Source organism: Corallococcus sp. BB11-1 (assembly GCF_026626625.1).
GTDB classification, from domain to species: Bacteria; Myxococcota; Myxococcia; order Myxococcales; family Myxococcaceae; genus Corallococcus; species Corallococcus soli.
Genome location: NZ_JAPNJY010000027.1, coordinates 18,900 through 44,591 on the forward strand (window position 1 = coordinate 18,900; position 25,692 = coordinate 44,591).

24 protein-coding genes are annotated in these 25,692 nt (G+C 69.7%); 15 read left to right on the forward strand and 9 right to left on the reverse strand.

Annotated elements, in window-relative coordinates; all coding sequences use genetic code 11:
- Positions 1–5 precede the first annotated feature (5 nt).
- The 4 genes from glpK to OV207_RS21355 all read left to right on the forward strand — a co-directional run bounded on the left by glpK (position 6) and on the right by OV207_RS21355 (position 4,879).
- Positions 6–1,490: a glycerol kinase GlpK gene (glpK, locus tag OV207_RS21340; RefSeq protein WP_267556965.1), complete on the forward strand. Its 1,485-nt coding sequence runs from the start codon at positions 6–8 to the stop codon at positions 1,488–1,490.
- Positions 1,491–1,564: 74 nt separating this feature from the next.
- Positions 1,565–1,876, forward strand: a complete 312-nt coding sequence (locus tag OV207_RS21345; protein ID WP_267556966.1) for a 4a-hydroxytetrahydrobiopterin dehydratase — start codon at positions 1,565–1,567, stop codon at positions 1,874–1,876.
- A gap of 8 nt (positions 1,877–1,884) precedes the next feature.
- The gene (locus OV207_RS21350) at positions 1,885–3,129 is read left to right on the forward strand and encodes a hypothetical protein (RefSeq protein ID WP_420715252.1); all 1,245 of its coding nucleotides are present in this window, start codon (positions 1,885–1,887) and stop codon (positions 3,127–3,129) included.
- 223 nt (positions 3,130–3,352) lie between these two features.
- Positions 3,353–4,879, forward strand: a complete 1,527-nt coding sequence (locus tag OV207_RS21355) for a hypothetical protein (RefSeq protein WP_267556967.1) — start codon at positions 3,353–3,355, stop codon at positions 4,877–4,879.
- A 79-nt stretch (positions 4,880–4,958) separates the two neighbouring features.
- Here the strand turns inward: OV207_RS21355 and OV207_RS21360 are convergent, their stop codons facing one another.
- Genes OV207_RS21360 through OV207_RS21370 form a run of 3 tightly spaced genes read right to left on the reverse strand, consistent with a single transcriptional unit; the run spans position 4,959 to position 10,112 of the window.
- Entirely contained in the window at positions 4,959–6,356 is a 1,398-nt protein-coding gene (locus tag OV207_RS21360) for a family 2B encapsulin nanocompartment shell protein (RefSeq protein ID WP_267556968.1), read from the reverse strand.
- A 34-nt stretch (positions 6,357–6,390) separates the two neighbouring features.
- Positions 6,391–7,785 carry a family 2B encapsulin nanocompartment shell protein gene (locus tag OV207_RS21365; RefSeq protein ID WP_267556969.1) on the reverse strand — a complete coding sequence of 465 codons (1,395 nt, stop codon included), beginning with the start codon at positions 7,783–7,785 and terminating at the stop codon, positions 6,391–6,393.
- A gap of 53 nt (positions 7,786–7,838) precedes the next feature.
- Positions 7,839–10,112 (reverse strand): family 2 encapsulin nanocompartment cargo protein terpene cyclase, encoded by a 2,274-nt coding sequence (locus OV207_RS21370; RefSeq protein WP_267556970.1) that lies wholly within the window; start codon positions 10,110–10,112, stop codon positions 7,839–7,841.
- Positions 10,113–10,379: 267 nt separating this feature from the next.
- Here OV207_RS21370 and OV207_RS21375 point away from each other — a divergent pair, with 267 nt between their 5' ends.
- The 9 genes from OV207_RS21375 to OV207_RS21415 all read left to right on the forward strand — a co-directional run bounded on the left by OV207_RS21375 (position 10,380) and on the right by OV207_RS21415 (position 19,089).
- Entirely contained in the window at positions 10,380–11,027 is a 648-nt protein-coding gene (locus OV207_RS21375; protein ID WP_267556971.1) for a DJ-1/PfpI family protein, read from the forward strand.
- 38 nt (positions 11,028–11,065) lie between these two features.
- Complete coding sequence (locus tag OV207_RS21380; RefSeq protein WP_267556972.1) at positions 11,066–11,779, forward strand: DJ-1/PfpI family protein; 714 nt, start codon at positions 11,066–11,068, stop codon at positions 11,777–11,779.
- Positions 11,780–13,231: 1,452 nt separating this feature from the next.
- Positions 13,232–13,693 carry a DUF4150 domain-containing protein gene (locus tag OV207_RS21385; RefSeq protein WP_267556973.1) on the forward strand — a complete coding sequence of 154 codons (462 nt, stop codon included), beginning with the start codon at positions 13,232–13,234 and terminating at the stop codon, positions 13,691–13,693.
- A gap of 34 nt (positions 13,694–13,727) precedes the next feature.
- On the forward strand, positions 13,728–14,240 hold the full coding sequence (locus OV207_RS21390; RefSeq protein ID WP_267556974.1) for a DUF6484 domain-containing protein: 513 nt from the start codon (positions 13,728–13,730) through the stop codon (positions 14,238–14,240).
- Between the two features lie 72 nt (positions 14,241–14,312).
- A complete protein-coding gene (locus OV207_RS21395; protein ID WP_267556975.1) occupies positions 14,313–15,200 on the forward strand; it encodes an AHH domain-containing protein in 888 nt (295 codons plus the stop codon).
- Between the two features lie 22 nt (positions 15,201–15,222).
- A complete protein-coding gene (locus OV207_RS21400) occupies positions 15,223–15,819 on the forward strand; it encodes an imm11 family protein (protein WP_267556976.1) in 597 nt (198 codons plus the stop codon).
- A 9-nt stretch (positions 15,820–15,828) separates the two neighbouring features.
- Positions 15,829–17,178, forward strand: coding sequence for a TIGR02270 family protein (locus OV207_RS21405; RefSeq protein ID WP_267556977.1), 1,350 nt, complete (start codon positions 15,829–15,831; stop codon positions 17,176–17,178).
- Positions 17,175–18,278 (forward strand): hypothetical protein, encoded by a 1,104-nt coding sequence (locus tag OV207_RS21410; protein WP_267556978.1) that lies wholly within the window; start codon positions 17,175–17,177, stop codon positions 18,276–18,278. The genes OV207_RS21405 and OV207_RS21410 overlap by 4 nt, the downstream gene beginning before the upstream one ends.
- Before the next feature lie 34 nt (positions 18,279–18,312).
- The gene (locus tag OV207_RS21415; protein WP_267556979.1) at positions 18,313–19,089 is read left to right on the forward strand and encodes an Imm49 family immunity protein; all 777 of its coding nucleotides are present in this window, start codon (positions 18,313–18,315) and stop codon (positions 19,087–19,089) included.
- Positions 19,090–19,278: 189 nt separating this feature from the next.
- On the opposite strand, the gene OV207_RS21420 is transcribed toward OV207_RS21415, so the two are convergent.
- The 6 genes from OV207_RS21420 to OV207_RS21445 all read right to left on the reverse strand — a co-directional run bounded on the left by OV207_RS21420 (position 19,279) and on the right by OV207_RS21445 (position 23,275).
- Positions 19,279–19,722, reverse strand: coding sequence for a cell envelope biogenesis protein TolA (locus tag OV207_RS21420; RefSeq protein WP_267556980.1), 444 nt, complete (start codon positions 19,720–19,722; stop codon positions 19,279–19,281).
- A 160-nt stretch (positions 19,723–19,882) separates the two neighbouring features.
- Positions 19,883–20,971, reverse strand: coding sequence for a succinyl-diaminopimelate desuccinylase (dapE, locus tag OV207_RS21425; RefSeq protein ID WP_267556981.1), 1,089 nt, complete (start codon positions 20,969–20,971; stop codon positions 19,883–19,885).
- Positions 20,972–21,028: 57 nt separating this feature from the next.
- Positions 21,029–21,649 (reverse strand): cupin domain-containing protein, encoded by a 621-nt coding sequence (locus OV207_RS21430; protein ID WP_193349562.1) that lies wholly within the window; start codon positions 21,647–21,649, stop codon positions 21,029–21,031.
- A 73-nt stretch (positions 21,650–21,722) separates the two neighbouring features.
- Positions 21,723–22,550 (reverse strand): 2,3,4,5-tetrahydropyridine-2,6-dicarboxylate N-succinyltransferase, encoded by an 828-nt coding sequence (locus OV207_RS21435; protein ID WP_267556982.1) that lies wholly within the window; start codon positions 22,548–22,550, stop codon positions 21,723–21,725.
- A gap of 76 nt (positions 22,551–22,626) precedes the next feature.
- The gene (locus OV207_RS21440; RefSeq protein WP_193349564.1) at positions 22,627–22,932 is read right to left on the reverse strand and encodes a hypothetical protein; all 306 of its coding nucleotides are present in this window, start codon (positions 22,930–22,932) and stop codon (positions 22,627–22,629) included.
- A 106-nt stretch (positions 22,933–23,038) separates the two neighbouring features.
- A complete protein-coding gene (locus tag OV207_RS21445) occupies positions 23,039–23,275 on the reverse strand; it encodes a SelT/SelW/SelH family protein (protein ID WP_267556983.1) in 237 nt (78 codons plus the stop codon).
- A 134-nt stretch (positions 23,276–23,409) separates the two neighbouring features.
- Between OV207_RS21445 and OV207_RS21450 the strand changes: the two genes are divergently transcribed.
- Together OV207_RS21450 and OV207_RS21455 are read left to right on the forward strand one after the other, a co-directional pair.
- Positions 23,410–24,858: a pyridoxal phosphate-dependent decarboxylase family protein gene (locus tag OV207_RS21450; protein ID WP_267556984.1), complete on the forward strand. Its 1,449-nt coding sequence runs from the start codon at positions 23,410–23,412 to the stop codon at positions 24,856–24,858.
- Positions 24,859–24,914: 56 nt separating this feature from the next.
- Complete coding sequence (locus tag OV207_RS21455; RefSeq protein ID WP_267556985.1) at positions 24,915–25,634, forward strand: glycosyltransferase family 2 protein; 720 nt, start codon at positions 24,915–24,917, stop codon at positions 25,632–25,634.
- The last annotated feature ends 58 nt before the right edge of the window (positions 25,635–25,692 follow it).

The following is a 25,692-nucleotide window of genomic DNA, read 5'->3' on the forward strand; positions in this document are numbered from 1 at the left end:
CACAGATGGCGAAGGCGAAATACGTCCTGGCCCTGGACCAGGGCACCACCGGAACCCACGTCTCCATCCTCGACACCCGGTTGCAGGTGGTGGGGCGCTCCTACAAGGAGCTCACCCAGCACTTCCCGAAGCCGTCGTGGGTGGAGCACGACCTGAACGAAATCTGGTCCACCAGCGAGTGGTGCATCGCGCGCGCCCTCAAGGACGCGGGCCTCACGGGCAAGGACATCGCCGTGGTGGGCATCACCAACCAGCGCGAGACGACGGGCCTGTGGACCCGCGACGGCGGTGAACCCCTGGGCCGCGCCATCGTCTGGCAGGACCGCCGCACCGCGGACATCTGCCAGGAGCTCAAGAGCCAGGGCGTGGAGCCCCGCGTGCGGGAGATGACGGGCCTGGTGCTGGACCCGTACTTCTCCGGCACCAAGCTCACCTGGCTCTTCAAGCACCTGAAGGGCGCGAAGAAGCGCGCGGAGAAGGGGGACGTGTGCTTCGGCACCATGGACTCCTGGCTCGTCTACAAGCTCACCGGCGGCGTGGCCCACGTCACCGACGTGTCCAACGCCAGCCGCACCCTGCTCATGGACCTGCGCTCCCTGGAGTGGGACAACGAGCTGTGTTCGCTGCTGGGCGTCCCCCGCGCGTGCCTGCCGGAGATCCGCGGCAACGCGGAGGTGTACGGCACCACGCGCGGCATGAAGAGCCTGCCGGACGGCGTGCTCGTCGCGGGCATGGCGGGGGACCAGCAGGCGGCCCTCTTCGGGCAGGCGTGCTTCACCCCCGGCGAATCCAAGTGCACCTACGGCACCGGCGCCTTCCTGCTGATGAACACCGGCACCCAGCCGGTGCGCTCCACGGCCGGGCTGCTCACCACCGTGGCGTGGAAGCTGGGGGACACCACGCACTACGCGCTGGAGGGCAGCTCCTTCATCGCGGGCGCCGCCGTGCAGTGGCTGCGCGACGGCCTCAAGGTCATCAAGCGCGCCCCGGACGTGGAGGCGCTGGCCGCCAGCGTGAAGGACTCCGGCGACGTCGTCTTCGTGCCGGCGCTCGCGGGCCTGGGCGCGCCCCACTGGCGCCCGGAGGCGCGCGGCCTGTTCGCCGGCATCGACCGCTCCACCACCGTGGCCCACCTGGCGCGCGCGACGCTGGAGGGCGTGGCGCTCCAGATTCACGACCTGGCGGACGCGATGCGCCGCGACAGCGGGCGGGACATCCCCACGTTCAAGGCGGACGGCGGCGCCGCGGCCAACAACCTGCTCATGCAGTACCAGGCCGACCTGCTGGGCGTCCCCGTGGTGCGCCCCCGCAACCTGGAGACCACCGCCCTGGGCGCGGCCTTCCTGGGCGGCCTGGGCGCCGGGGTGTGGACCAGCCCGGACGCCATCCGCCGCGCGTGGAAGGCGGACCGCACCTTCAAGCCGAAGATGAAGCCCGAAGTGCGCGCGCGCCACCTGGAAAAATGGAAGCAGGCGGTTTCGCGCGCGTGAGTTGAAACACCGAAGAGCGGACGTCACACGCGCCGGGGCTTCCATCAAACCCCGGAGCGGGTAGAACGCGAGGCATGGCCTACGACCGCACGTTGCTCTCCCCGGATGCGCTCCAGACCTTCCTCGCGAAGCACCCCGCCTGGACGCACGAGGGCGGGATGATCCGCCGCGTCTATGAGGCGCCCTCCTTCCTGGAGGGCATCGCCTTCGTGGAGAAGGTGGCCAGGGCCGCGGAGGCCGCCAACCACCACCCGGACATCGACATCCGATGGCGCAGGGTGACGCTGGCGCTCGTCACCCACGACGCGGGCGGCCTCACCTTCCGCGACACCGACCTGGCCACCGAAGCGGACCGCCTCTTCTGCGAAGGGACCGGCGGTCGGTGATTCACGGCGTGCGTGGCGCGGCGTGGGCCCTGGCGTGCGCGGCGTGGCTCGCCGCGCTCCCGGCCTCCGCGCAGGATGAAGTCCCCACCGAGCCCCGCCCGGAACGTCTGTATTTCAACTCCGGCACGCTCCTGGGCTCCGCGCGCGTGGTGGGCCTGGGCGGCGCCTACGTGGGCATCGCCGAGGGCGCCGCGGGCTTCCCCAGCAACCTCTCCGCCCTGGCGCATCGCAGCCCCACGCTGGAGCGCGACTGGGACCTGGGCGTCACCCTGTCCTGGCTGGACCTGCCCTTCACCGGCACCAAGCGCCGGGACGTGGACAACGACGGCCAGGCCGACGAGTCCGTGGACAGCCGGCAGCTGCTGGGCGCGTTGATGTTGCAATACAAACGCTTCGGCATCGGCTTCTTCTGGCGCAACAGCCGCACCGGCTACTGCATCACCCTGGACTGCCGGGGCGAGGGCGAGCGGCTGCGCGTGTCGCTCACCCAGTCCGTGCTCGCGGGCTCGGTGGCGTTCGGCCAGGACGACTTCATCCTGTCGCTGGGCATCTTCTCCGCGCAGGCGAGCTTCAGCGAGCTGGGCGACCAGTCCTGGCGCTACGGCGACACGGGCGTGGCGGTGGACATGCTCTACCGTCCGCACGGGCGGCCCTACCGCATTGGCGTGGCGGTGCGTCCGGAGGTGGTGGCCGGCTGGCGCCGCGACGACGGGCAGAGCCCCTTCATCGCCGGGCGGCAGATCTACGCGGCCGTGGTGTCGCCCGCCGTGCTGTCCCTGGGCGCCAGCTGGCGGCTGGGCGAAGGCGCGAACCGCTACAACCGGCTGTCCCCCGCCGGACGGCGCCAGCTGCAGGTGGAGGGGGACGACCTGCCGGTGCCGGCCGAGGAGCCCCGGGACGCGCTCGCCGGCCGCTGGCTCATCACCGCGCAGGTGGACCTCATCTCCAGCGTGAGCAACGCCGTCCCGGAGCGCTCCTTCTCCTCCACGGCGGAGCCCCAGCGCGTGGGCGACAGCGCCACCTTCCAGCCCCGCGTGGGCGCGGAGTGGGACACATTCCCGGGCATCCTGCGCCTGCGCGCGGGCACCTGGCTGGAGTCCACCCCCTTCTCGGGGCGCAACCCCCGGCCGCACCTCACCGGCGGCCTGGAGCTGTTCGTGCTGCGCTACTGGGAGGACTGGTCCATCACCGCGTCGTTCGACCTGGCGAGCCGCTACTCCAACTGGGGCGTCTCCATCGGCTTCTGGCGGTAGTGTCTGTCTTTGGGGAGGGGTGGGAAAACGCGGGGACCGCCCGGGGCGCCCGCGTCCCCATCCACGGTGTCGCGGGCCCCACGCGCGCGCCCCGGTGGTGCGTTCAGCAGCGGGCGACCGAGCAGCCTCCAGGGCAGCCGTTGCTGGTGTGAGACAGCGTGAGGAACCTGCCATCCACGGAGGCGATTCCATGTATCTCGGGCGGGGGTGGCGCAGGACTGTCGTGAGAGCGACGGTGCTGGGGTGGGTGGTCGGTGGGGCCTGGGGTTGCGGTGGCGAAGCGACGCCGCCCGAACCGAAGGACTGCCGGGACACGGCGGCGGGGTGTCCGGCGGGGCAGCCGGCGGTGCCGGACGACATTCCGCCGCCCCCTCCTGGAGCGGAGACACCGCCCGCGGACCCGAATGCAACCCCGCCTCCCGACAAGGAGCCGGAGCAGTTGCCGCCCGCGTCGGGCGCCACGCTGTGGCTCTCCAAGGAGGGCGCCGCCCAGGACGACCTGGCGCTGGACCTGGCGGTGGACCCATCCGGGGACTTCTTCAGCGCGGCGGTGCACGGCTACGACGACCTGGAGGCACGCACCCCCACGGACGATTCGATACAGCTGGTGCTCACCCGGCGCTCGGGCACGGGCCAGACGCTGTGGTCCAGGGCCTATGACGTCCAGGTGGCCATGACGCCCGTGGAGCTGCGCGCCGACGTCCGGGCCCGCATCGCTGCGGATGGCGCGGGTGGCCTGCTGGTGGCCGGCAACCACCAGGGCCTCATGGACCTGGGCACCGGGAAGCTGGCCGGTGGGACCTTCGTCGCCAGGCTGTCCGGGGACGGCGTCACGCTCTGGGCCCACGAAGTGCCGGCGGCCCTGACGGTGGCGGACGTGGCGGCGGACGCGCAGGGCCGGCTGTACGTGGCCTATACCGCGCCGGACACGGTGGACCTGGGCGCGGGCGTGAAGGGCCCCAGCGCGGGCGTGGCGGTGTTCGCGCCGGACGGCACGCCGGAGCGCGCCTTCGCGGTGGGCAGCGCGGAGGCCACCGGCGCGGGCGCGCAGCCCCTGGCGCTGGCGCTGGCGGAGGACGGCAGCGTGGCGGTGGCCGGGAAGTACGTGGGCGCCGTGCGCTTCGGCACCCAGAGCACGCAGGCGGCGGGGACGGGCAGCCCCTTCGTGGCGCTGTACCGGACGAACGGGACGCTCGGGTGGGCCAAGGTCCGGCCCGGCGTGAAGGGCGCCGCGCGGGACGTGAGCTGGGGCCCCTCTGGCGACCTGGTGGCCGGCGGTGACTTCCAGGGCACCTTCTCCTGGGCGCAGACGCCGCTGAAGGGCGCGTCCGGCCCCAGCCCCTTCGTCGTCGTCACCGCCGCGGACGGCACCGAGCGCTGGGCGCGCGACCTGGGACAGGACGCCCAGATGCAGGGCGTGGCCATGCAGGCCTCCGGCGAGGTGCTGGTGACCGGCTACACGTACTCGTGGCTGGAGAACGGCACCACCGGCCAGGACGGCCTGGGCGCCGCGCAGCTCTTCACCCAGCGCTTCGACCCACAGGGGCAGGCCCTGGTCTCCCGCCTCTTCCTGGGCGTCACCCCGGAGCCCCGGGGCGAGCTGTACGGCGTGGAGGCCGTGCCCGCGGTGGTGCTGATGCCGGACGGCGACGCGGTGCTGTACGGCCACACGGACCGCGTCACCGACTTCGGTGTCGACAAGCTCAGGCCCCTGCGCGGCGACGTCTTCCTGCTGCGCGTGAAGTACTGAGCGCCAGGGGATGAAATGAAGACGGGCCCGGTGCATCCGCGCCGGGCCCGTTCCATTTGATTCAATTCAACTCAAGACATCAGTGACCGAGTTCGACGTTCTCCAGGACACCCAGCGCGTCGGGGACCAGGAGCGCGGCGGAGTAGTACGTGCTCACCAGGTACTCGCTGATGGCCTTGTCGTTGATGTCCATGCGGCGCACGGAGATGCCGGGCTCCACCTCGTCCGGGAGCTTCCCGGGGTGCAGGCCGATGACGCCCTGGTCATCCGCCCCGGTGCGCAGCACCAGGATGGAGCTGGTGAGCGTGTTGGAGATGGGGATCTTGTCGCACGGCAGGATGGGCACGCCGCGCCAGGCCATCATCTTGCTGCCGGCCACGTCCACCACCGTGGGGTAGATGCCCCGGCGATTGCACTCCCGGCCGAAGGCCGCGATGGTGCGCGGGTGGGCCAGGAAGAAGCGGGACTTGCGACGGCGCGACAAGAGCTCGTCCATGTCGTCCGGCGTCGGCGGCCCGCTCCGGGTGTTGATGCGCTGCTTCAAGTCCGCGTTGTGCAGCAGCCCGAACTCAGGGTTGTTGATGAGCTCGTGCTCCTTGCGCTCCTTCAACGCCTCCAGGGTCAGACGCAGCTGCTCCGCCGTCTGGTTCATGGGGTCGTTGTAGAGGTCCGCCACGCGGGTGTGCACGCGGAGGATGGTCTGCGCCAGGCTCAGCTCGTACTCGCGGGGCTTGAGCTCGTAGTCCACGAAGCCGCCCGCCAGCGTGGGCTCGCCGTGGTGGCCGGCGTTGAGCGGGATGGCGGCCTGCCCCGCCTTGTCCTGGGGCTTCTTGAGGTTCGCCTTGTACCGGGCCACGTGGGCGCTCAGCGCGGGGGCGTTCAGGATGAGGGACTCGAACACCTGCTGCGGCAGCGCCATCACGGTGCAGGCCGTGTTCGCCTTCACCGTGAAGGGCCAGACGTCGTTGGACTCCACCACGGCCGAATCGCCAAAGTGGTCGCCGTCCGCGAGCGTGTCCAGCACCACGGGGTCGCCGAACTTGCCCGTGCCCAGCTTCGTCGCCTTGCCGTGCGCGATGAGGAAGACGTGTTCGGCGGGCTGGCCCGCCTCCACGATGGACTCACCGGCCTTGTACTGCTTCTGCACGAAGCGGCTCGCGAGCGCCCGGACCGTCAGGCCCTCCTCGTCCGCGTCGAACCCGCGCAGGAGCGGCAGCTTGAGCAGCTCCTGGGGGATGACCTCCACCTTCGCGCCGACGTTGGTGAAGTTCAGCCGGTCGTCGCCCACGGAGTACGTGAGGCGCCGGTTGACGCGGAACACGCCGTTCGTCGCCACCCAGGGCAGCATGCGCAGCAGCCACCGCGGGGAAATGCCCTGCATCTGCGGCTGGGACTTGGTCGTCGTCGCCAGCTGGCGTGCACCCGCCGTACTGAGGCTGGAGTGCTCGGTGTCGCCGTTGTTGATGGGATTCGCCATGAAGAGAGCTCCGGAAGTGCGTGGGGGCCTGGGACTACGAGCGACCGATTTCGACGCTCTCCAGGATGCCCAGCGCGTCCGGGGTGAGGACGGCCGCGGAGAAGTACGCGGTGACCAGGTAGTTCATGATGGCCTTCTCGTTGATGCCCATGAACCGGACGTTGAGGCTGGGCTCGATCTCATCCGGGATGCCGGCCTGGTGCAGGCCGACGACGCCCTGGTTCTTCTCACCCACGCGCATCAGCATGATGGAGCTGGTGCGCGACTCGGTGACGGGGATCTTGTTGCAGGAGACGATGGGGATGCCGCGCCAGGCGGGGATCATGTTCCCGTTCATGTCCACGCTGGTGGGGTAGATGCCCTGGCGGTTGCACTCCTGGCCGAACGCGGCGATGGCGCGCGGGTGGGCCAGGAAGAACGACGGCTCCTTCCACACGGTGGCCAGCAGCTCGTCCATGTCGTCCGGCGTCGGCGGGCCGCGGCGGGTGTGGATGCGCTGCTTGAGGTCCGCGTTGTGCAGCAGGCCGAACTCACGGTTGTTGATGAGCTCGTGCTCCTTGCGCTCCTTCAGGGCCTCCACGGTCAGACGCAGCTGCTGCTGGGTCTGGTTCATGGGGTCGTTGAAGAGGTCCGCGACGCGCGTGTGTATCTGGAGCACGGTCTGCGCGACGCTCAGCTCGAACTCGCGGGGCGCCGTCTCGTAGTCCACGTAGGTGCCGGGCAGCACGGGCTCGCCCTTGTGGCCGGCGGCCAGCTCGATGGCGGCCTGGCCGGAGGTGTCCTGCTTCTTCTTGGAGCGGGCCTTGAACTCCTCGATGTGCTTGTTGAGCGAGGGGGCCTGGGCCACCACCGCCTCGAAGGCGGACTGCTGGAGGATGAGCACCGTCACGGGCGTCACGGCCTTCACCGTGAACTGCCAGTGGTCCTGCGACTCCAGCAGCGCCTGGTAGCTGTAGTGGTCGCCGTCGGCCAGCGTGTCCAGCACGGTGGGCTCGCCGTACTTGCCGGCGCCGATGCGGTTCACCTTGCCGTGCGCGATGAGGACGATGGAGTCGGCTTCCTTGCCGGCCTCCGTGATGACCTCACCGGCCTTGTACTCCTTCTGCACGAAGCGGTTGGCCAGGGCGGAGAGGACCTCCGCGTCGTCGTAGCCGCGCAGCAGGGGCAGCTCGCCCAGCTCCGCCGGGATGACCTGCACCTTGGCGCCGGTGCTGGTGAAGGTGACGCGGCCGTCGCCCACGGCGTAGCTCATGCGGCGGTTGACGCGGTACGTGCCGCCGGACACCTGCACCCACGGCAGCAGCTTGAGCAGCCACCGCGAGGAGATGCCCTGCATCTGCGGCTCGGACTTGGTGGTGGTCGCCAGCTGGCGTGCCGCCGCGGTCCCGAGGCTCAGCGAGTTCTCATCATGCGTCTTGGGGTTCGACATGGGTCACCTCTCCCTAGGTTGGAAAATCAAAGCCTGTTCACTGCCTTCAAGACTCAGGAGCGCTCGCGCTTGAACAGCTCCACCACGCGCATCGCGGACGTGCCCAGCGCGCCAAGACTGCCGATGTTGCCGGTCTTGAACTTGGGCATGGCCGCGTCCCGCAATTCGAATTCCTTGTAGCGGTCCACCGCCGCGTGCCACATGGGGATGCCCGCCATCCACTGCTGGAGCTGCTCCACGTACTTGTTCAGCTTCTCCTGCGCGTCCGTGTCCAGGTCGAAGGCGCGGATGACCACCGGCACCTCCTTGGCGACCAGGTGCTCGAACTGCTTCATCCGCGCGGTCATCAGGTGGTTCACGACGAGGACGGCTTCGTCCTTGGTCACGCCCAGGAACTTCTGGACCACCAGCACGCCGTTGTTGAGCTCACCCTCGAACTCAATCTCCTTCTGGTAGGAGAAGATGTCGTTGACGAGGCAGGCGTAGTCCGCGGCCGAGTTCTCCAGCGCGCGCAGCGTGCGGGTCTTGAAGATGGCCTCCGGGATGGCGTCGCCCTTGGACAGCCGCGACAGGCTCATGGTGAGGTCCGAGCCGAACGTCTTGCGGCGCATCTCCACGTAGTCCACCGGGTCCGGGACGCGGTTGAGGATCTGGTTGTTCAGCTCCCAGACCCAGCTCTCCGTCATGTCCTGGATGGCCTTGCGGAACAGCTTGCGCCCGTAGGGGGAGAGCGGGCCGGCCGTGCGCTTCCACAGGTCCGCCAGGCCCACCTCCACGGGGTTGGTGGGCACCGCGGCGTTCGCGGCCTCCACGTCATCCGGCATGAACTGGGTGAGGCGTGCGTTGAACAGCTTCGCGCCCGGCATGTCGCGGGTGTAGCTGTAGAGCGCGGGGAAGTAGTCGTCCGCGTAGGTGCCCCACACGAGCCAGCACGCCGTGAGGTCCAGCTGTTCGGGGGTCGCGTCCGGGTGGATGAGCGCGCCGCAGAGGGCCACGTCCGCGACGTCGAACTTGTGGTCATCCCAGATGTAGAGCCCCACGCCGGGCAGCTCGTCCAGCATGCCCATCCGGCGCGCCCAGTCCTTGGAGTTGCGCCGCGCGCGCTCCAGGTGCGGGCTCAGGTACGTGCTGTAGGGCATGTAGAACTTCGGCAGCTTCACCGGCCCCACGTGCTGGCGCGGGACGTGGCTGAAGCTGCGGGCGCGGGGCCCCAGGCCCAGCGCGCCGGCCGTCAGCGGCAGCTTGAGGGCGGACATGCCCAGGCCGGCAGGCAGCGGGATGGACAGCTCCCGGTTCTCCCGCCCGGCGGTCTGGTTCATGTAGCGGTTGGAGCGCATGTGCCACTCGTGGCCGCCGGACTGCCAGTCCTGGAGCCCGCGCAGGTACAGCAGCACCTGCGCCTGCTCCGCCGGGTTCAGGCCGTACTCCGCGAAGAGCCAGGGCAGCTCCGTCGCGGCGGTGTTCTCGAACTGCTGGAGCCGGGAGGTCAGCAGGTCGTTGACCAGGTCCGCGGCGCGCTGCGTGTCGCACTCCAGGAACTTCTCCACCACCAGCACGCCGTTGGAGAGCTCACCCTCCTCCAGGATTTCACGCTCGTAGGAGAACAGGTCGTTGCGCAGGTGGACGGCGTCGGAGAACGTGTCCTTGAAGACGCGCATCGGGCGGCTGTGGACGACGCGGGCGGGGATCTCCGCGACGGCGTGCTCCACCAGGTCGGAGGACCACGGAGCGCCACCGACCTTGCGGCGCATCTCGATGTACTCGACGGGGTTGGAGACGCGCGCCTCGGAGATGTTTTCAATCTCCCACATCGACTCATCGAGCAGGTGCTTGGTGTTCTCGAAGAAGCGGCGGCGCCACTCCATGGACATGGAGGGCACGGTGCGCTGCCACAGGTTCCACAGGCCGCGCTCCACCGCGTTGGTGGGCTCCGGCGGCGTCTGCGCCAGGTCCAGCGGCATGAACAGCGGCAGCCGGTCCAGGTACGCTTGCCCCCCCTGGATGTCGCGCGAGTACTTGTAGACCTCCAGGAAGTGGTCGTCGAAGTAGAAGACCCAGACGTACCAGTCGGTGACGAGGTCCAGCTCCACGCTCGGCGCTTCCGGGTGCGTGTACGCACAGAGCAGCGCGTAGTCCATGCCGTCGAAGCGGCGCTCGGACCAGATCTCCCGCTCCGTCCCGTCGTTCGGCGGGCCCAGGATGCCCATCTCGTACGACCACGCCTTCGTGTGGACACGGGCCGCTTCGAGGTGCGGATTCAGGCGCGCCGGCCACGGAACATAGAAATCCGGCAGCTCGAACGGCTGTTTGTGTCGCGCCTTGGACATGGGTACCCCTCGTTGGACTCCCAAGCCTTGTAGTGGCGTTGAGAACCCGACTCCACGCTAAACATGGTGCTCGGGCAAATTCGAGTAATCTCAGGAATTAGGAATGGCGGGCCGGGTTGCCCTCCACCCACGGGATGTCACGCATCTGTTTCGGGATTGGCGGGAACCCGTCGCAGATTGGCATTTCCGCCACTCACGGCGGGGGCGTGAGGACAGGCACAAGGCATCCACCGGCGGGCCCTTCTGGCGCGCCGCGAAAGGATTGCCATGCTTGCTCAAATCGTCCTCTTCGACGGCTTCGACCTGCTGGACGCGCTGGCCCCCTATGAAGTGCTGTGGGCGGGCGGCGACATCGCGGGAGGCGCGTTGCAGGTGGAGCTCGTCTCCTTCGAGGGCGCTCGCGAGGTGCCGAGCACTCCCACAGGTATGTTGGTGAAGGCCACGGGCCGCATCGACCTGGAGCGCGCGGACCTGCTCATCCTCCCGGGCGCCGCGGGTTCGCAGGGTGGGAGTGGACCGGGCTCCATTCCGGCGCTGCTCGCCAACGCCGTCGGGACGGGGCTTTCGGACGTGCTGGAACAGGCGCTCGCGAAGCCGGGGCTCACGGTGGGCACGGTGTGCGGAGGTTCAATGCTGCTGGGCATGGCGGGGCTGTTGAAGGGACGCCGCGCCACCACGAACCACGCGGCCCTGGAGGCGCTGAAGGACACGGGGGCGGACGTCATCGCCGCGCGCATCGTGGACGACGGGAACCTGGTGACGGCCGCGGGCGTCACGTCCGGCCTGGACCTGGGCGTGTACCTGCTGGAGCGCATGGTGGGGCCTCGCGTGGCGCACGGCGTGGAAGCCCTCTTCCAGTTCGAGCGGCGCGGCACGGTGTGGCGCGCGCAGGGCCACGAAGCCCTGGCCTGGTGATGTCTCCCCTCCCCTCCATTCAACCGGAAAGACTGCCCATGAACGACCTCACGAACCCCATGACGCGCCCCGAGCCGCTCCAACTGGGGATGCTGCTCTACCCGGACCTCACGCTGCTGGACCTGGTCGGTCCCCAGGCCGTGCTGGGCATGCACGCGCGGACGCATCTGGTGTGGAAGACGCTGGAGGTCGTGATGTCCGACTCCGGGATTGGCATCCAGCCGACGGCGACGCTCGACACCTGCCCGGAGGACCTGGACATCCTGTTCGTGCCGGGTGGCATGGGCACCGCCCGGGCCATGGAGGATCCGGCGCTGCTCGCGTTCCTGAAGGACCGGGCCCCGCGCGCCCGCTATGTGACGTCCGTGTGTTCGGGGTCGCTGCTGCTGGCCGCGGCGGGCCTGCTGCGGGGCTACCGCTCCACGTCGCACTGGGCGTCGCTCGAATTCCTGCGGGGCTACGGCGCGGAGCCGGTGAAGGCGCGTGTCGTGGTGGACCGCAATCGGTTCTCCGGCGGCGGCGTGACGGCGGGCATCGACTTCGGGCTGACGCTGCTCGCGCACCTTCGCGGCGAGGACACGGCGAAGCTCACGCAGTTGATGCTGGAGTACGACCCGGCCCCGCCCTTCAACGCGGGCACGCCGGATGCGGCGGGTCCGGAGATGACGGAGCGGGTGCTCCAGTTCCTGGATGAGACCCAGCAGCACCTGCAACGGCTGTCTGACGAGGCCCGGAGCGCCATGGCCGCCTGAGCCAGAACGGGCAACGGGCCTCCAGCCTCACCCGATGGAATGATTTCCCTCCGGCGGGACAAGGACATGCGCGCAGGGCCTCAGGCCCCTCTCGTGGTGACTCCTTCCTTCACGCCACTCCGTTGATGACGTCGACCTCCGGAAAGGAGCAAGCCCTCACGGGCCCTCCGGACGGGGGTGCGCTGGCGTCGGAGGCATTGGTGCCGGGTGGGTGGGTGACGACGGCACAGCGGGAGCCGGAGCCTCGGGCGTAAGCGGAGAAGGCGCGGCAGGTGGGGCGGGCGGAGCGGCCTCCTGGTCCGGAGGGGACCCGGCGTCAGGCGGTGCCTTCACGGGTGGCACTGACTCCGCAGGGTCCTCTCCCGCCGGAGTCGGAGCCTTCGCGACCACGACGCCCTGGGGCGTCACCGCATACACCTCCCACCAGTCGAGGACGCGTCCGCTGGGGCCGCCGCAGCGGTGAAAGCGCTGGTCCACGACCACGAAGTACAGGTCGGGCGTCGGGCCCGTGAAGACGGTGACATCCAAGCCCTGCTCCGGACTTGAGCATCCCGCGAACAGGTTCGGAAACGGCTGGGTTCGCACCACCTCGCGAATGGCGCCCGCCGCGGCAAGCGCGGCACCGGCGTCCATGGACTCGGCGACAGTCCTCGCCGAATGCTCGTCCGGCTACGTCACCTCGCCCTTCCAGGCAGCAGCGGGCGCAGCACACCCGTGGAGCACCGCGACCCACCCAGCAAGCGTCAAGGCCTTGATCATCGTGCACACCTGATCACGGAGTAACCGTAACCCACCGGGGCGCCATTCAGGCACCACGCTCCGGAAGGACGGGCGCGCGCTGCGTGGGGCGCAGACTCCCAGCGTGACCAGCAAGCTCGGACGTCGCTCCACTGCTGGACCTCGCCCGTGGGAAAGCAGCGCAGGAGTTGCCTCGTCTTCGCGGCGCTCCTGCGCTTTATGTGGATTCACTGCAAGGCGGTCTTGGTGAATGAGGAGCACTGTCCCTCCCTTCGGTCCCGCTGCTGCTCAGCGAGCGGCACGCCCCCGTGCACTCGACGTAGAGGGCGTAGTCCGCCTTGCCGTGGCCACGAGCCAGGGGGAACTCGCGGACGGCCACCCCGAGCCCGGCGGCGAGGTTGAGTTCGGCGAAGTCCTGGACGAGCCAACCCGCCTTCTGGAGCGCAGCGTCAATGTTCTCGCGAGCAGCAGCTTCGGGCGTTGGCATCGGAGCGCCGATTTTCGCTGAAAGCCCCGCCCACGGCGATCTCGAAGTACCCACCGGCGGGCTTCCGCATCGATTCGGCCGGTGGGACCCACCCTCACATGAGTTAGCAGGACGCCTGTCCCCCCCAAACGGGTGGCGCTTGCCCTTCTTCGAGGCGGCCTTTCAGTGAATCCAGCACACACCCACGGGCCGATACGATAGTCTATTGCCACTGGGAGGTCGCCGCGATGGCCGTCAATACCGGTGTCAACAAGATGTCCGTGGTGACCAAGGATTCTGGTGGCATCACCGTGGCCTTCCCGGACGTGTGCAAGACCCCCAGTCCGGGCGGCCCCATCCCCATTCCCTACCCCAACATCGCGAAGTCCTCGGACACGGCCAAAGGCAGCAAGAAGGTGACGGTGGAGGGCAACCCGGTCTGCCTGAAGGATTCGAACTTCGGCACCAGCACGGGCGACGAGGCAGGGACGGCCGGCGGTGGGGTGGCCTCCAGCAAGACAAAGGGCAAGGCCGAGTTCGTGAACTTCTCGTTTGATGTGCAGTTCGAAGGGAAGAACGTCGCGCGTGCCATGGACCTGATGCTGCACAACGACAAGAACACGCCTCCTTCCCCGGTGATGCAGCCACCGGTGGTTGCCCTCGGCGGCTCCGCCAAGGACGAGTGCGACGTCTGTCATGAACCGCGATAAGCATCGCGTCACAAGGCCGGACAAGGACTCCCGCATGGCTCCCGTGAAGCCAGAAGGCAACCGTTCCGACGCGCCACCTGATGTGGAGGAGCGCATCATCGAGCCCAGGACGGGGTGGCTCGTCGGCTTCGAGGCAGGGCGTATCCTGGTGGACTTTCCCGGCAACCACCGGGGCCCGCTACCGGCTCGTACCGCGGTCGCCCTGGAGCCAGGGGTGCTGGCGCATGCGGCGGCGCAGCGTCAGGAAGCCGTGCTGCTCTTCGCGGGCGGGGACCCGTCCCGTCCGCTGCTGATGGGGCTGCTCCAGCCAGAGCGCTTGACGCCGCTCATCGACGCGCTGCTCGACACACCGCCCGCCGCGCCGAAGGAGGTCCACCTGGACGGCCGTCGCGTGGTGCTCGAGGGGCGAGAGGAGGTCGTGCTCCGCTGTGGGAAGGCGAGCCTCACGCTGCGCCGCAATGGCCAGGTCGTCCTGCGGGGGGTGAACATCCGGACCGAGGCGGATGAGGTCCAGCGCATCAAGGGCGGGAAGGTCCAGATCAACTGAGCGGGGCCGTGAAGGCGCTTCGCATGAGACGCGACTGGTGGTGGTGTTAGCCACCGCTCGTGGGAGGAAGGCATGTCCAAACAGGAGCACAGCTGGGATGCCGAGAACATGCCGACGATGCACACGCATACGGTCGGCGCGGAGGCCAGCATCGTCGAGGGGGCAGGAGCTTGCCTCAACCGCCACAACGCTGGCCGCAACAAGTCCACGGGATTTCTCACGAAGAGCTCCTGCAACTACAGATGGCAGGCCTTCCGCAGGGCCTTGGATACAGCAGACAAGGCGAAGTACAACTGGCCGGCCTATGAGTCCATCCAGGAACTCGTCCAGAAGACCCAGCGTGGGAAGGCACGAAAGACCATCGACCTGCTGAGCCGCACCCCCAGCGGCACCAGGCGGCACCCCGTCCCCTCCGAGGACAACAAGGCCTGGGACATCACGGCGGGCGGTGAGAACTTCCAGACCCGGTGCACCCGGCCCTACTGGCACGAGTCGCACCACATCATCCCCGATGGCGCATTCCAGGCCGCCATCGCCGAGGCGGCGGCGGGCGAACCGCTGGAGCCGGTCTATGTCAGGCTCATCCGGGGCGGTTTGTTGAGGGAGAAGTACAACCTCAACCACACGCACAACATGATCATCCTCCCCATGGCCAAGGAGGTTGCATTCGCGCTGGGGCTGCCCCGCCACCGGGTCTCCCGGACCATGCGCTCCCACGAGGCGTATAGCGACAAGGTCCGGACGGACCTGGACAAGATATTCAAGCCGGTCCAGAGCGATGCGAAGAAGCACCGCAAGAAGCCGGATTACGCTGACTGCAAGAAGCAGCTCATGGACCTCTCAGGGACCTACCGCAAGGGCATCCTGGATGCGGGAGAGTCGATGAAAGCGACTGGGGAGAAGGAGAACAACGCCTTGGAGGATGCCTTCGAGGCAGATGCCGCCGCGGGCTCCCTGTGAGGGAGCGCCGGGAAGGGACTTCATGCTGCGGTTCTTCAAGCTGATGGTGAGTGGCAAGCTGGGCGACCCGACGCTGTGCATGCTGCACAGCCTGGTGGAGGGCCTGGGGATGGACGTCGCGCGTGTGGGCCTGGGCGAACGGGTGGGGAGCCTCTATCCGGAGGATGCGCGCGTCTACATGTCCGAGGACTCGCCGGGCATCAAGCTGTCACCCCTGCTGGGCAATACCCGCAACACCCTCATCGTCTCCAGCGAGCTGCGCGCCGTCATCCAGAAGCACTGCACGAACGAGATCGAATATCTGGGCTTCACGCTGTACGACCATCGCAAGCGCAGCTACAGCCCTGACTACTGCATCGTGAATCCCATTGGCACCTTCGACTGTGTCGACTTCCAGGCCAGTGAGGTGCTCTGGAGCGACAAGACTCCCAACAAGCCCCTCACCATCAAGAAGCACGTGCTGGACCGCGAGAAGGTGGAACGCGCGCCGCAGTTGTTTCGTGTGGACAAGGATCCCATGACCTACGTGCTGCGCTACGAGCTGGCCAAGGAGATCAGTGACCGGCGGTTCGCCAACGTCTACTGGAAGGAGCTGCCGCTCAATGACGCGGGAAAGTAGGTGCCGGTGATGGCGGACCGCCCCATCCCGCCCGGGCCCCGCGGCGCACGGCGCATTCTGTGGGACGTCCTGGAGGAGCACCTGGATGAAGCCTCCTTCCTGTGGCGCCAGCGCGAGCGCTCCCTCCTGGCTCCCGATGAGCGGTTGGAGGATCTCGCGGGAGGAGAAGAGGCGCGGCTGCTGGCGCACCTGGGGGGGCTGGTCACCGGAGGCAGGGCCGCGGCCGGTCGGCTGCTATGGCCTGCCCTAGCAGCGGAGGAGCCGGAGCGCGTAGGCGCCGCCGCCTGGTCCCTGATGGCCTCGCGGGAGGAGGACCGGACCCCGTCCGTGCTGGAGGCGTTGGGAACAGCGGAGGACGCCCAGCGCGCCGGGTTGCTGAGGGCCCTGGAGCTGGGGGAGCGCACCGGGCTGGAGGGCGCGTTGCTGCGGGTAGCGCCTGGACTGGAGGCGCTGCCTCAAGCAGGGGTGCTGGAGGTGCTTGTCCACCGCGGGGCGGACGTGACGCCGCTGCTGGCGCGGCTGGCTCCCGGCGGCCCGACACCGCTCCATCGGGCGGCGCTGCGGGCGGCGCGCCTGGTGCCGACGCCCCTGGCCATGGCCTGGGTCCGAGGCGCGATGGAGGACGCCCCGCCCTCGCTCCAGGACGCCGCCCGGGTGGCGGGGCTCATCCACCACCTGCGCGAGCCGTGGCTGCGATGCCGCAAGGAAGTGGAGCAGGGCCGTGTCCGGGGACGGGTGCCGCTGCTCGCGCTGGCCATCAGCGGAGGCCCCCGCGAAACGGAGGCGCTGGTGCGGGGACTGGAGTGGCCCCAACTGCGCGAGGAGGTGCTCTGGGCCCTGGGGTTCTGCGGTCGGCTCTCCGCGGCGGAGGCGCTGCTGGACATCATCCGGGATGAAGGGAGCTGGGCGGCGGCCGACTCGTTCGCGACCATCACCGGACTGCCGCTGGAGGAGCCTCGGTTCCTGGAGAGGGTTCCAGAGGACGAGGAGCCCGCCGAGGAGGGCGAGGCCGGCGGCGGCGGTGACGAAGCGGAGCTGCCGGGGCCCGGCGTGCTGGCGATGAAGGTGCATGCGGCCCAGGTGGAGGCATGGTGGCGCGAGGCCCGCCCGCGCTTCGAGGACCGAGGGCGTTATCTGCTGGGCCGACCCTGGTCGCCCGAGGGGCTGGTCGCGGCCCTGGAGGAGGTCTCCATGAGACGGCGCCCGGTGTTGGCCTGGGAACTGGCGGTGCGCAGCCAGGGGGCCTGTCAGGTGGAGCCTCGGGCCTGGACCTGGGTCCAGCGGGCCGCGCTGTCGCGGGCCAAGGGAGTGAGGATGTCCGTGCAGCCCTTCGAGGCCTTCATGACGGGGAACGCATGAGCGCGCCACGAGCCGCGATCACCGCCACGGGCGCCATCACTTCGGTGGGAAGGACCGCCGCCGCAGCCTGTGCCGCCATCCGCGCGGGCATCGCCCGGCCTCGCAAGGTCCCAGGTTTCCGGCTCGTGGACGAGGAGACCCAGGAACCCATGGAGCTCGTGGGCCACCCCATTCAGGCCTACACGGAGGGGTTCCATCTGGTGGGCCGTTGGCTGCGGCTGGCGCGCGGGTGCGTCGCGGACCTGCGGGAGCACGCCTCGGTCCCTGGCGCTTCGGATGGGCGCTTCTGGGGTCGAACGGGGCTGCTCGCGGTGCTGCCAGCGGTCAACGCGGAGCTCCTGCTCTCCGAAGTGGAGGACATCCCTGGCATCCTGCGAGACGACTACCTGCGCCCCCTGCACCGGCTGTTGGGCCTGCCCATTCCGGAGGCAAACCTGCACCTGTTTCCCTCGGGACACGCGGGCACCGCGCTCGCCCTGGGCAGCGGCCTCCAGCAGTTGGAGGCTGGGAGGCTGGAGCAGTTGCTGGTGGTGGCCGTCGACTCGCTGTTTGATCCGCTGCTGCTGACCCAGTTGTCCGAAGCGAGGCGCCTGAAGTCCGAGGACCAACCCGTCGGGCTCATGCCAGGCGAGGCGGGCGTGTGCCTGCTGGTGGAGCGGGAGTCGGGTGCGCGGCGGCGGCAGGTGGCGGCCGAAGCCCTCATCACCGCCATTGCCACCGGCCAGGAGCCACATGCCCATGCCTCAGGGCAGCCGAACACGGGCCAAGGGCTCGCGGCCTGCGTCCGGGAGGGCCTGGATCGGGTCTCTCCGACGGGCCCCTTCGAAGGAGAAGTCTACGCGGACCTGAATGGAGAGGAGTGGAGGGCCCGTGAGTGGGGGGGTGCGCTCGTCCGGCTCGAACAGCGATTGGGCCGCTGTCAGTCGCACCTGCCCTGCGGCTCCGTCGGAGATGTGGGGGCGGCAAGCGGCGCCCTGGGGGTATGCCTCGCCAGCCAGGCCCTGTCCTTGCGCCAGGCCTGGCAGGGACAGGCGCTCATCCTCTCAAGTTCCGCTGAAGGCGCCGTGGGCACGCTCCACCTCCAGGAGGCGGAGTCATGAACCACGGTGCCCCTGCGGTTCGCGGGAGCCGCCGATGACCCTGCCCTCCGAATTCCTCCCTGTGTTCGTACACAATGCGCTGGGCGATGCGGCCGAGTTGCTGCCCGCGGTGCGCGCCGGGACGATCTCCTGGCGGAAGATGATGGAGTTCTGCCAGCACCTGCGGTTGGCGGGTATTGGCTCGCTCTTCCTGGAGGGCACCTCCGAGGGGCTGCTGCTCCGGCTGTTCCAGAGCGGGCGTGCCTTCGGGCACTACCTGACGCATGCGGTCGATGCACCCATCCGGACCAGTCAGTGTGCCCCGTTCTTCGACGCCGTGGCGGCGGATGACGTCGAGGGGGCCACGTTGGTGGCGCGCCACGCGCGTCGGGCATGGGTGCAGGGCGAGGAGTACGCGGAGGACTTCTACTTTGTCGAGCTGCTCATGCAGCACTTCTTCCTGGGGGCGGAGCCGCATCAGTGTGAAGGGCTGCTTGCGCGGTACGAGCAGGCCCTGAAGGGCGCAGAGGATGCGCGGTGGGGCATCTGCAAAGCCTTGCTCGAATCGGATGGAAAGGCATTTGGGGAGAGCCTGTCCCTGTTCCTGTCAGAGCGCGCCGACCACTTCCAACGGCAGGTCCGCAAGGACAGGCTGGCACCGGAGTTGGCGGTCACCGTGGCCCACTTCTGCGTTGAAGGGCTCGCGCTCGTTCGGCTCGCGGAGCGGAAGGGGCTGCCGACGGAGGAGGACTACCTCCATGTCCCGTCCATCGCACGGGAGCCGCTTCCCAGCACGGCGCGTGCGGACTCCTGGCTCCAGTTGGACCCGTGAGCTTGTTGTCCATATCCAAGCCGTCGCGGTCCGTGGACTCCAGCGCCATGCCGGAATGAGTCCACGGCCATCCGCGTGGAGTGGGGAGCGGCGAGGAGCCGTACGCCTTGCGCTTCGCCGCTGACAGTGCGGGGAGCGCGCATCCCTTCACGGGACGGCCACCCTCCCCACCTCCCGCCAGCGAAGGTCCTAGCGGCGCGGCGAGCGACGCGACGGGCTCTTGCGAGCGCCCGCGCGGGTGTTCTTCCGGGCCGTCGTGCCGCGCTTCGCGGTCGTCGTCTTGCGCGCGGTGCGGCCCGCGGCGGCGCGACGGACGGGCGACTTGCGGACGCCCCGCTTGGCGGTGGCGCGCTTCGCCGTCCCACGCTTCGTGGTGGCGCGCTTCGCCGTCCCACGCTTGCCCGCGGCCTTCTTCGCGGCAGGACGCTTGGCCGCGGCCTTCTTCGCGGTGGTGCGCTTCGTGGTCGCGCGCTTCGCGGCGCCGGTGCTGCGGCGGGGCGAGGCCTTGCGCGCGCTCTTGCGCGTCCCTGAAGCGCGGCGGCGCGACGGCGTGGCGGACTCACCGGCCAGCATCAGGGTGTTGGACAGCGACGGGGTCTCGTTCGGGTCCTGCGCGTTCGTTTCAGCGTTCATCAATACCCTCCAGGTTTGAAAACACCCGGAGCGTACGCGCAACCGCATGAAGTCAACCCATGCGCCCCAGCACAGATGCACGCCATCCAACGAATGCCCGCGCGATCACCACCGCGCGAGGCCGAAAATCCGGCCCCGGCGCGCACGGGTCAACGCTTCGCTACGCCGCGCCCTTCAGGAACGCGGCCAGCTTCTCGTACGCCACCGCGAGCGGAGGGATGGGCGCGCTCTCATGGAGCTGGTGCGCCTGCGCCGTCTCACCGGGCCCGAAGTTCACCGCGTCCACGCCCCACTCACCGAAGCGCGCCACGTCCGTCCACGCCTGCTTCGACGCGGCCGGCAGCCCCGTGAGCGCCATCAGCCGCTGGAAGAGCGGGTTGCCCGCGGCCACCGGCCCGCTGGGCGACGCATCCGTGAACTCCACCTCCGCGCGGCCCGCCACCAGCGCCAGCACGTCCTCCTTCGCCTGCGCCACGCTCTTGCCCGGCGCGAAGCGGTAGTTGAGGTTCAGCTCGAACGCCTCCGGCACCACGTTGCGCGCCCGGCCTCCCTTGGCGAGCGTGGCGCTCATCACCTCGTAGAAGGGGAAGCCCGCGACGTTCACCTCCACGCGCTCGCGCCCCAACAGCTCCGTGAGCAGCGGGCCCGCCTTGTGGATGGCGTTCTCCCCCTGCCACGGCCTGGCGGAGTGCGCGCTGCGCCCGGTGAAGCGCACCGTCACCTGCATGCTGCCGACGCAGCCCACCTGCACCACGCCATCCGTGGGCTCCATCGCGATGCCGAAGCTCACGCGCGTCAGGTCCGGCCGCTTCGCGTACAGCGGGATGAGGCCGCTCTCCGCGTAGGCCCCCTCCTCGCGCTCGTACAGCAGGAAGGCCACGTTGACGGGCAATGTGTCGCGGCGCAGGTCCTCCGCCAGCGCCATCATCACCGCCAGGCCGCCCTTCATGTCGGACGCGCCCAGGCCGTGCACGCGCTCGCCTTCGATGCGGGGCGCGCGGCCCACGTCGCCCGGGTGCATGGGCACCGTGTCCAGATGGCCGATGAGCGCCACCGTGGGCCGGGTATCCTCCAGCGACCCCAACAGCAGCGTGTGGCCGACGCGGAAGACCTCTTCCCGGCGGAAGTGGCGCAGCGCCCAGCCCTCGACGTGGGCCGCGATGGGACCCTCGTGGCCAATGGGGCTGTCGATGCGGCACAACTCGAGCGTCGTATGGGCAAGACGGGCGGCGAGGTCGTTGGAAGCCATGCGGGGCCCACCATACTCCCCGCCCCCGCCCGCTCCCAGCACGCCGCCCGCCAGGGCCTACAGGTCGTCGAAGGACGTCACGCCGTCCAGCACCGTGACGGCGATGCACGCGGGCCCCTGCAGGGCCGTGAAGTCATGCATGGAGCCGTCCGTCTTCTCCAGCTCCTCGCCCGGCCACACCTCATGGCCGTTGTCCTCGCGGAAGCCGCCCTCCAGCACCAGGTTCCACTCGCGGCCCACGTGGGTGTGGCGCGGGTAGCGCACGCCGGGCATCAGCCGCACGATGGCCGCCATCATCCCCTCGCGCGCGGGGCCCGTCTCCACCGGCATCAGCTCCACGCCCTCCACCGGGCCCGGCATCCAGTTGTTCGGATCCGCCGTGGACTCCAGCAGGGCGAGCGCCCGCTCCTGGGTCACGTCCAGGAACGCGGCCACCTTCGCGCCCCACCGGGCGAAGCGCCCGGGGCCCTCCATGTGCCGCATCAGGCGGGGCAGCGCCTCCGCCGGAGGCGACACCGGGACCACCAGCGTCCCGAGGGCATCCACGGCCGGCGCCAGCCGGGAGAGGTCCGCCCGACACCGGGCACACCCGTCCAGGTGACGGGACGCGGCCTCCCGCCGGGCCGGCTCCAGGGTCCCGAGCAGCCACTCGGGGAGGATGTCGTCGAGGTGTTCCATGGGGTGGGTTCTTGGGACCGCGTGAGTCACCGAGGTTCTATACGCGCCTCCGGCGATGGCGGATTTTCGCGCCTCACACCGGAACCGCGAACTCCCGCAGCGCCGCGTTCAGGCTCGTCTTCTGGTCGGTGGACGCCTTGCGCTGCCCGATGATGAGCGCGCACGGGACCATGTACTTCCCGGCGGGAAACTCCTTCTCCCGCATTCCGGGAATCACCACGCTCCGGGCCGGCACGCGCCCCTTGTAGACGCGCTCCTCCGGGCCGGTGACGTCGATGATCTGCGTGGACGCGGTCAGCACGACGTTGGCGCCCAGCACCGCCTCCTCCTCCACCACCACCCCCTCCACCACGATGGAGCGGCTGCCCAGGAAGGCCCCGTCCTCGATGATGACGGGCGACGCGGAGGGCGGCTCGAGCACACCCCCCAACCCCACCCCACCCGACAGGTGGACATGGCGGCCCACCTGCGCGCAGGAGCCCACCGTGGCCCAGGTGTCCACCATGGTGCCCGCGCCGACCCGGGCACCGATGTTCACGTAGCCGGGCATCACAACAGCGCCCTTCTCCACGAAGGCGCCGTAGCGCACGGTGCCCGGCGGCACCACGCGCACGCCCGCGGCCTCCAGGCCCTTCTTCAGGGGCACCTTGTCGTAGAACTCGAAGGGGCCCACCTCCATCACCTGCATCTCCGACACCGCGAAGAACAGGAGGATGGCCTCCTTCACCCAGGCGTTCACCCGCCAGCCGTCCGGCTCCTTCTGGGCGACGCGCAGCTCGCCGGCATCCAGCCGCGCCAGCGTTTCGCGCACCGCCGCCACGGTGTCCGCGTCCTTCAGCTTCGAGCGGTCCGCGAAGGCCGCGGACACCCTCTGGGAGAGCTCTTCGATGGAGGTGGCCATGGGGCGGGGTTGAAGCACACTTCAGCGCCCCGCGCCGCACCGGAGTGTCCGGCGCCAGACCCCGCCGGCCCCGGCGTCAGACGTGTGACGTCCCCGGAATCAACGCCAGGGGGAACGTCTGGGTCGGGATTTCCCCGTGAAACTGCGCGTCCGCGTCCACCAGCGGACCCGCGTCGTCGCGCAGGAGGACGTCGCCCTGGAGCACCCGCTTCACGGCGGACAGGGGCACTTCCTTCCAGCGCCGGTTGAAGGGCGAGCGCCGGACATAGAGGTGCTCCTGGCCGATGAGGGCCACGTACCCCAGCAGCTTCCCGTCCGAAGCGCGCACGTGCATGCCGCTGATGATGGAGCGCCGCTCGAACGGCGTGTCGTCGAAGGCCATCGGTCGTCACCTCCCCTGGATGAAGCAGGTGAGGCAAAGGTGGGGATGGCCCCTGGCCCGCGCGAGCCGCTCGGGTTCCCGTCTGCCCCCTGCCTGCCCGCCCTCCCTAAGGCCCCACGGCCCTGGCCACGGCGTCCACCACCTCCTGCTCGGTGGGGAAGGCCAGCCCCGTCTTGCGGATGACGACCCGTCCGTTCACGGCGATCTCAAAGCTGCCCGACGGGCCCTTCTTCAGCTCCGACTCCAACTCCAGCTCATCCTTCAGCGCGGCCGCCGCACGGGCGGCCCTGGGGGCATAGCCTCAAGCGCTGCAGTAGGTGATGGTCACCGTCGTCTGGGACACGGAGGGCCTCCTGGCGTTTCGGGGGCGCGGAGCGCGCACGCCCGGTACCCCCTTGGATTAATCCTCGCCGGGCCCGGGCACCAGCCCCTCCACGGTTTCCCCGTCGCGCCGCCACCCGCTAGCTTGCGCACGCCATGACGACCCCGCTGGAAGCCGCCTACGCCCCGGATGCCTTCCGGACCACCGCCCACGCCCTGATGGACCAGCTCGCGGACTACCTGAAGGCCGCGCTGAAGGGGGGCGACATGCCGGTGCTGCCCTGGGCGCCGCCCTCGGTGAACCAGGAGCGCTTCGCCGCGCCCTTCCCGGAGGAGCCCTCCGCCGAGCCGGCCGGCGCCTTCGCGCACCTGATGGCGCGCGTGCTGGAGGGCTCCCACCACCTGCACCACCCGCGCTACGTGGGCCACCAGGTGACGGCGCCGCTGCCCCTGGCGGCCCTGTGCGACGGCGTGTCGTCGCTGCTCAACAACGGCATGGCCGTGTACGAGATGGGCCCCATCGCCACCGCGATGGAGCACCACGTCCTGGCGTGGATGGCGTCCAGGCTGGGCCTGCCCGACACCACGCGCGGCGTGCTCACCTCCGGCGGCAGCGCGGGCAACCTCACCGCGCTGCTCGCGGCGCGGCAGGCGAAGGCCGGCTTCGATGCGTGGAACGGCGGCGCGCACGCGGGCCCGCCCCTGACGGTGCTGGTCCCCCGCTCCGCGCACTACTGCCTGGCCCGCGCGGTGCGCATCATGGGCTGGGGCGAGGGCGGCCTCACCCCGGTGGACGTGGACGCCTCCTTCCGCGTGCGGCCGGACGCGCTGGAGGGCGCGCTCCAGGGGGCGCTGCGCCAGGGACGCAAGCCCATCGCGGTGGTGGCCAGCGCGGGCTCCACCGCCACCGGCGCCTTCGACCCGCTGGAGCCCGTGGCGGACTTCGCCCGGGAGCACGACCTGTGGTTCCACGTGGACGGCGCGCACGGGGCCGCCGCCAGCCTGAGCGCGAAGTACCGCGCGCGGGTGAAGGGCATTGAACGGGCGGACTCCGTGGTGTGGGACGCGCACAAGGGCCTGCTGATGCCGGCGCTGGTGACGGCCGTGCTCTTCCGCGACGGGGCGCGCTCCTTCGACGCCTTCTCCCAGGAGGCCCACTACCTCTTCCACGGCGACGACGCGCGCCCCTTCAGCGACGTGGGCCTGCGCACCCTGGAGTGCACCAAGGAGATGATGGCCCTCAAGCTGTACACCTGCCTGTCCGTGCTGGGCACGCGCCTCTTCGAGGAGGCCGTCACCGCGTCCTACGACCAGGCCCAGGCGTTCGCGGGGATGCTGACGGCCGCCCCGGACTTCCAGCTCGCGCTGCCGCCCGACTGCAACATCGTCTGCTTCCGCCACACGCCCGCGCACGTCCCCCCGGACGGGTGGGACGCCCTCCAGGTCCGCCTGCGCGAGGCGCTCGTCACCTCGGGAAAATTCTACCTGGTGCAGACGCGGCTGCCGGAGGGGGTGTACCTGCGCACCACCCTCATCCACCCGCTCACCCGGGACGCGGACCTGGAGGCCCTCCTGGAGACCCTCCGGGGGGCGGCGAAACCCTGAATTTTGTGTGCAAGGGAGTCGCCCGGGGCCACGAAACGCGATAGGGGCGGGGCGCCATGCTCGTCTCGCTCGTCATCCCCGTCTACAACGAGATTCCCACCCTGGCGGAAATCCTCCGCCGTTGCATCGCCGTGGACTTCCCGAAGGAGCTCGTCCTGGTGGACGACTGCTCCAAGGACGGCAGCCGTGAGTTCCTGCGGCAGCTGTCCGAACAGGGCCTGTCGCTCTTGGGGGGAACGCCGCAGAACCGCAACGAAGTGCGCGTGCTCTTCCAGGACACCAACCAGGGCAAGGGGGCCGCGCTGCGCCGGGGCTTCGCCGAGGCCACCGGGGACATCATCCTCGTGCAGGACGCGGACCTGGAATACGACCCCCGGGACATCCCGCGCGTCATCCAGCCCATCCTGGACGGGGACGCGGACGTCGTCTTTGGCAGCCGCTTCATCGGTTCGCCGCGCCGGGTGCTCTATTACTGGCACACGGTGCTGAACAACCTGCTGACCACGCTCTCCAACATGACGAGCGGGCTCAACCTCACCGACATGGAAACCTGCTACAAGGCATTCCGTGCGGAGGTGCTGCGGTCCGTGCACGTGGAGGAGGACCGCTTCGGCTTCGAGCCTGAAATCACCGCCAAGGTGGCGCGCGGAAACTGGCGCGTTTTCGAGGTGCCCATCAGCTACCACGGGCGCACCTACGAGGAGGGCAAGAAGATTGGATGGAAGGACGGCGTGCGCGCCCTCTACGCCATCGCGAAGTACTCCGTGAAGCGCTGACGCCCGCCCGGCTGCTGTCCTGGGGGGGATGCGCTCCTCCCCTGGAGGGACCGGCGGG

Excerpts from the sequence above, each read along its gene's own strand:
- OV207_RS21360 (WP_267556968.1), bottom strand. The coding sequence starts at position 6,356 with ATGGCGAATCCCATCAACAACGGCGACACCGAGCACTCCAGCCTCAGT.
- OV207_RS21410 (WP_267556978.1), top strand. The coding sequence starts at position 17,175 with ATGAGCGCGCCACGAGCCGCGATCACCGCCACGGGCGCCATCACTTCG.
- OV207_RS21455 (WP_267556985.1), top strand. The coding sequence starts at position 24,915 with ATGCTCGTCTCGCTCGTCATCCCCGTCTACAACGAGATTCCCACCCTG.
- OV207_RS21430 (WP_193349562.1), bottom strand. The coding sequence starts at position 21,649 with ATGGAACACCTCGACGACATCCTCCCCGAGTGGCTGCTCGGGACCCTG.
- OV207_RS21420 (WP_267556980.1), bottom strand. The coding sequence starts at position 19,722 with ATGAACGCTGAAACGAACGCGCAGGACCCGAACGAGACCCCGTCGCTG.
- OV207_RS21450 (WP_267556984.1), top strand. The coding sequence starts at position 23,410 with ATGACGACCCCGCTGGAAGCCGCCTACGCCCCGGATGCCTTCCGGACC.
- OV207_RS21440 (WP_193349564.1), bottom strand. The coding sequence starts at position 22,932 with ATGGCCTTCGACGACACGCCGTTCGAGCGGCGCTCCATCATCAGCGGC.
- OV207_RS21415 (WP_267556979.1), top strand. The coding sequence starts at position 18,313 with ATGACCCTGCCCTCCGAATTCCTCCCTGTGTTCGTACACAATGCGCTG.
- dapE (WP_267556981.1), bottom strand. The coding sequence starts at position 20,971 with ATGGCTTCCAACGACCTCGCCGCCCGTCTTGCCCATACGACGCTCGAG.
- OV207_RS21385 (WP_267556973.1), top strand. The coding sequence starts at position 13,232 with ATGGCCGTCAATACCGGTGTCAACAAGATGTCCGTGGTGACCAAGGAT.
- OV207_RS21380 (WP_267556972.1), top strand. The coding sequence starts at position 11,066 with ATGAACGACCTCACGAACCCCATGACGCGCCCCGAGCCGCTCCAACTG.
- OV207_RS21400 (WP_267556976.1), top strand. The coding sequence starts at position 15,223 with ATGCTGCGGTTCTTCAAGCTGATGGTGAGTGGCAAGCTGGGCGACCCG.
- OV207_RS21405 (WP_267556977.1), top strand. The coding sequence starts at position 15,829 with ATGGCGGACCGCCCCATCCCGCCCGGGCCCCGCGGCGCACGGCGCATT.
- OV207_RS21375 (WP_267556971.1), top strand. The coding sequence starts at position 10,380 with ATGCTTGCTCAAATCGTCCTCTTCGACGGCTTCGACCTGCTGGACGCG.
- OV207_RS21345 (WP_267556966.1), top strand. The coding sequence starts at position 1,565 with ATGGCCTACGACCGCACGTTGCTCTCCCCGGATGCGCTCCAGACCTTC.
- OV207_RS21370 (WP_267556970.1), bottom strand. The coding sequence starts at position 10,112 with ATGTCCAAGGCGCGACACAAACAGCCGTTCGAGCTGCCGGATTTCTAT.
- OV207_RS21365 (WP_267556969.1), bottom strand. The coding sequence starts at position 7,785 with ATGTCGAACCCCAAGACGCATGATGAGAACTCGCTGAGCCTCGGGACC.
- OV207_RS21395 (WP_267556975.1), top strand. The coding sequence starts at position 14,313 with ATGTCCAAACAGGAGCACAGCTGGGATGCCGAGAACATGCCGACGATG.
- glpK (WP_267556965.1), top strand. The coding sequence starts at position 6 with ATGGCGAAGGCGAAATACGTCCTGGCCCTGGACCAGGGCACCACCGGA.
- OV207_RS21390 (WP_267556974.1), top strand. The coding sequence starts at position 13,728 with ATGGCTCCCGTGAAGCCAGAAGGCAACCGTTCCGACGCGCCACCTGAT.
- OV207_RS21435 (WP_267556982.1), bottom strand. The coding sequence starts at position 22,550 with ATGGCCACCTCCATCGAAGAGCTCTCCCAGAGGGTGTCCGCGGCCTTC.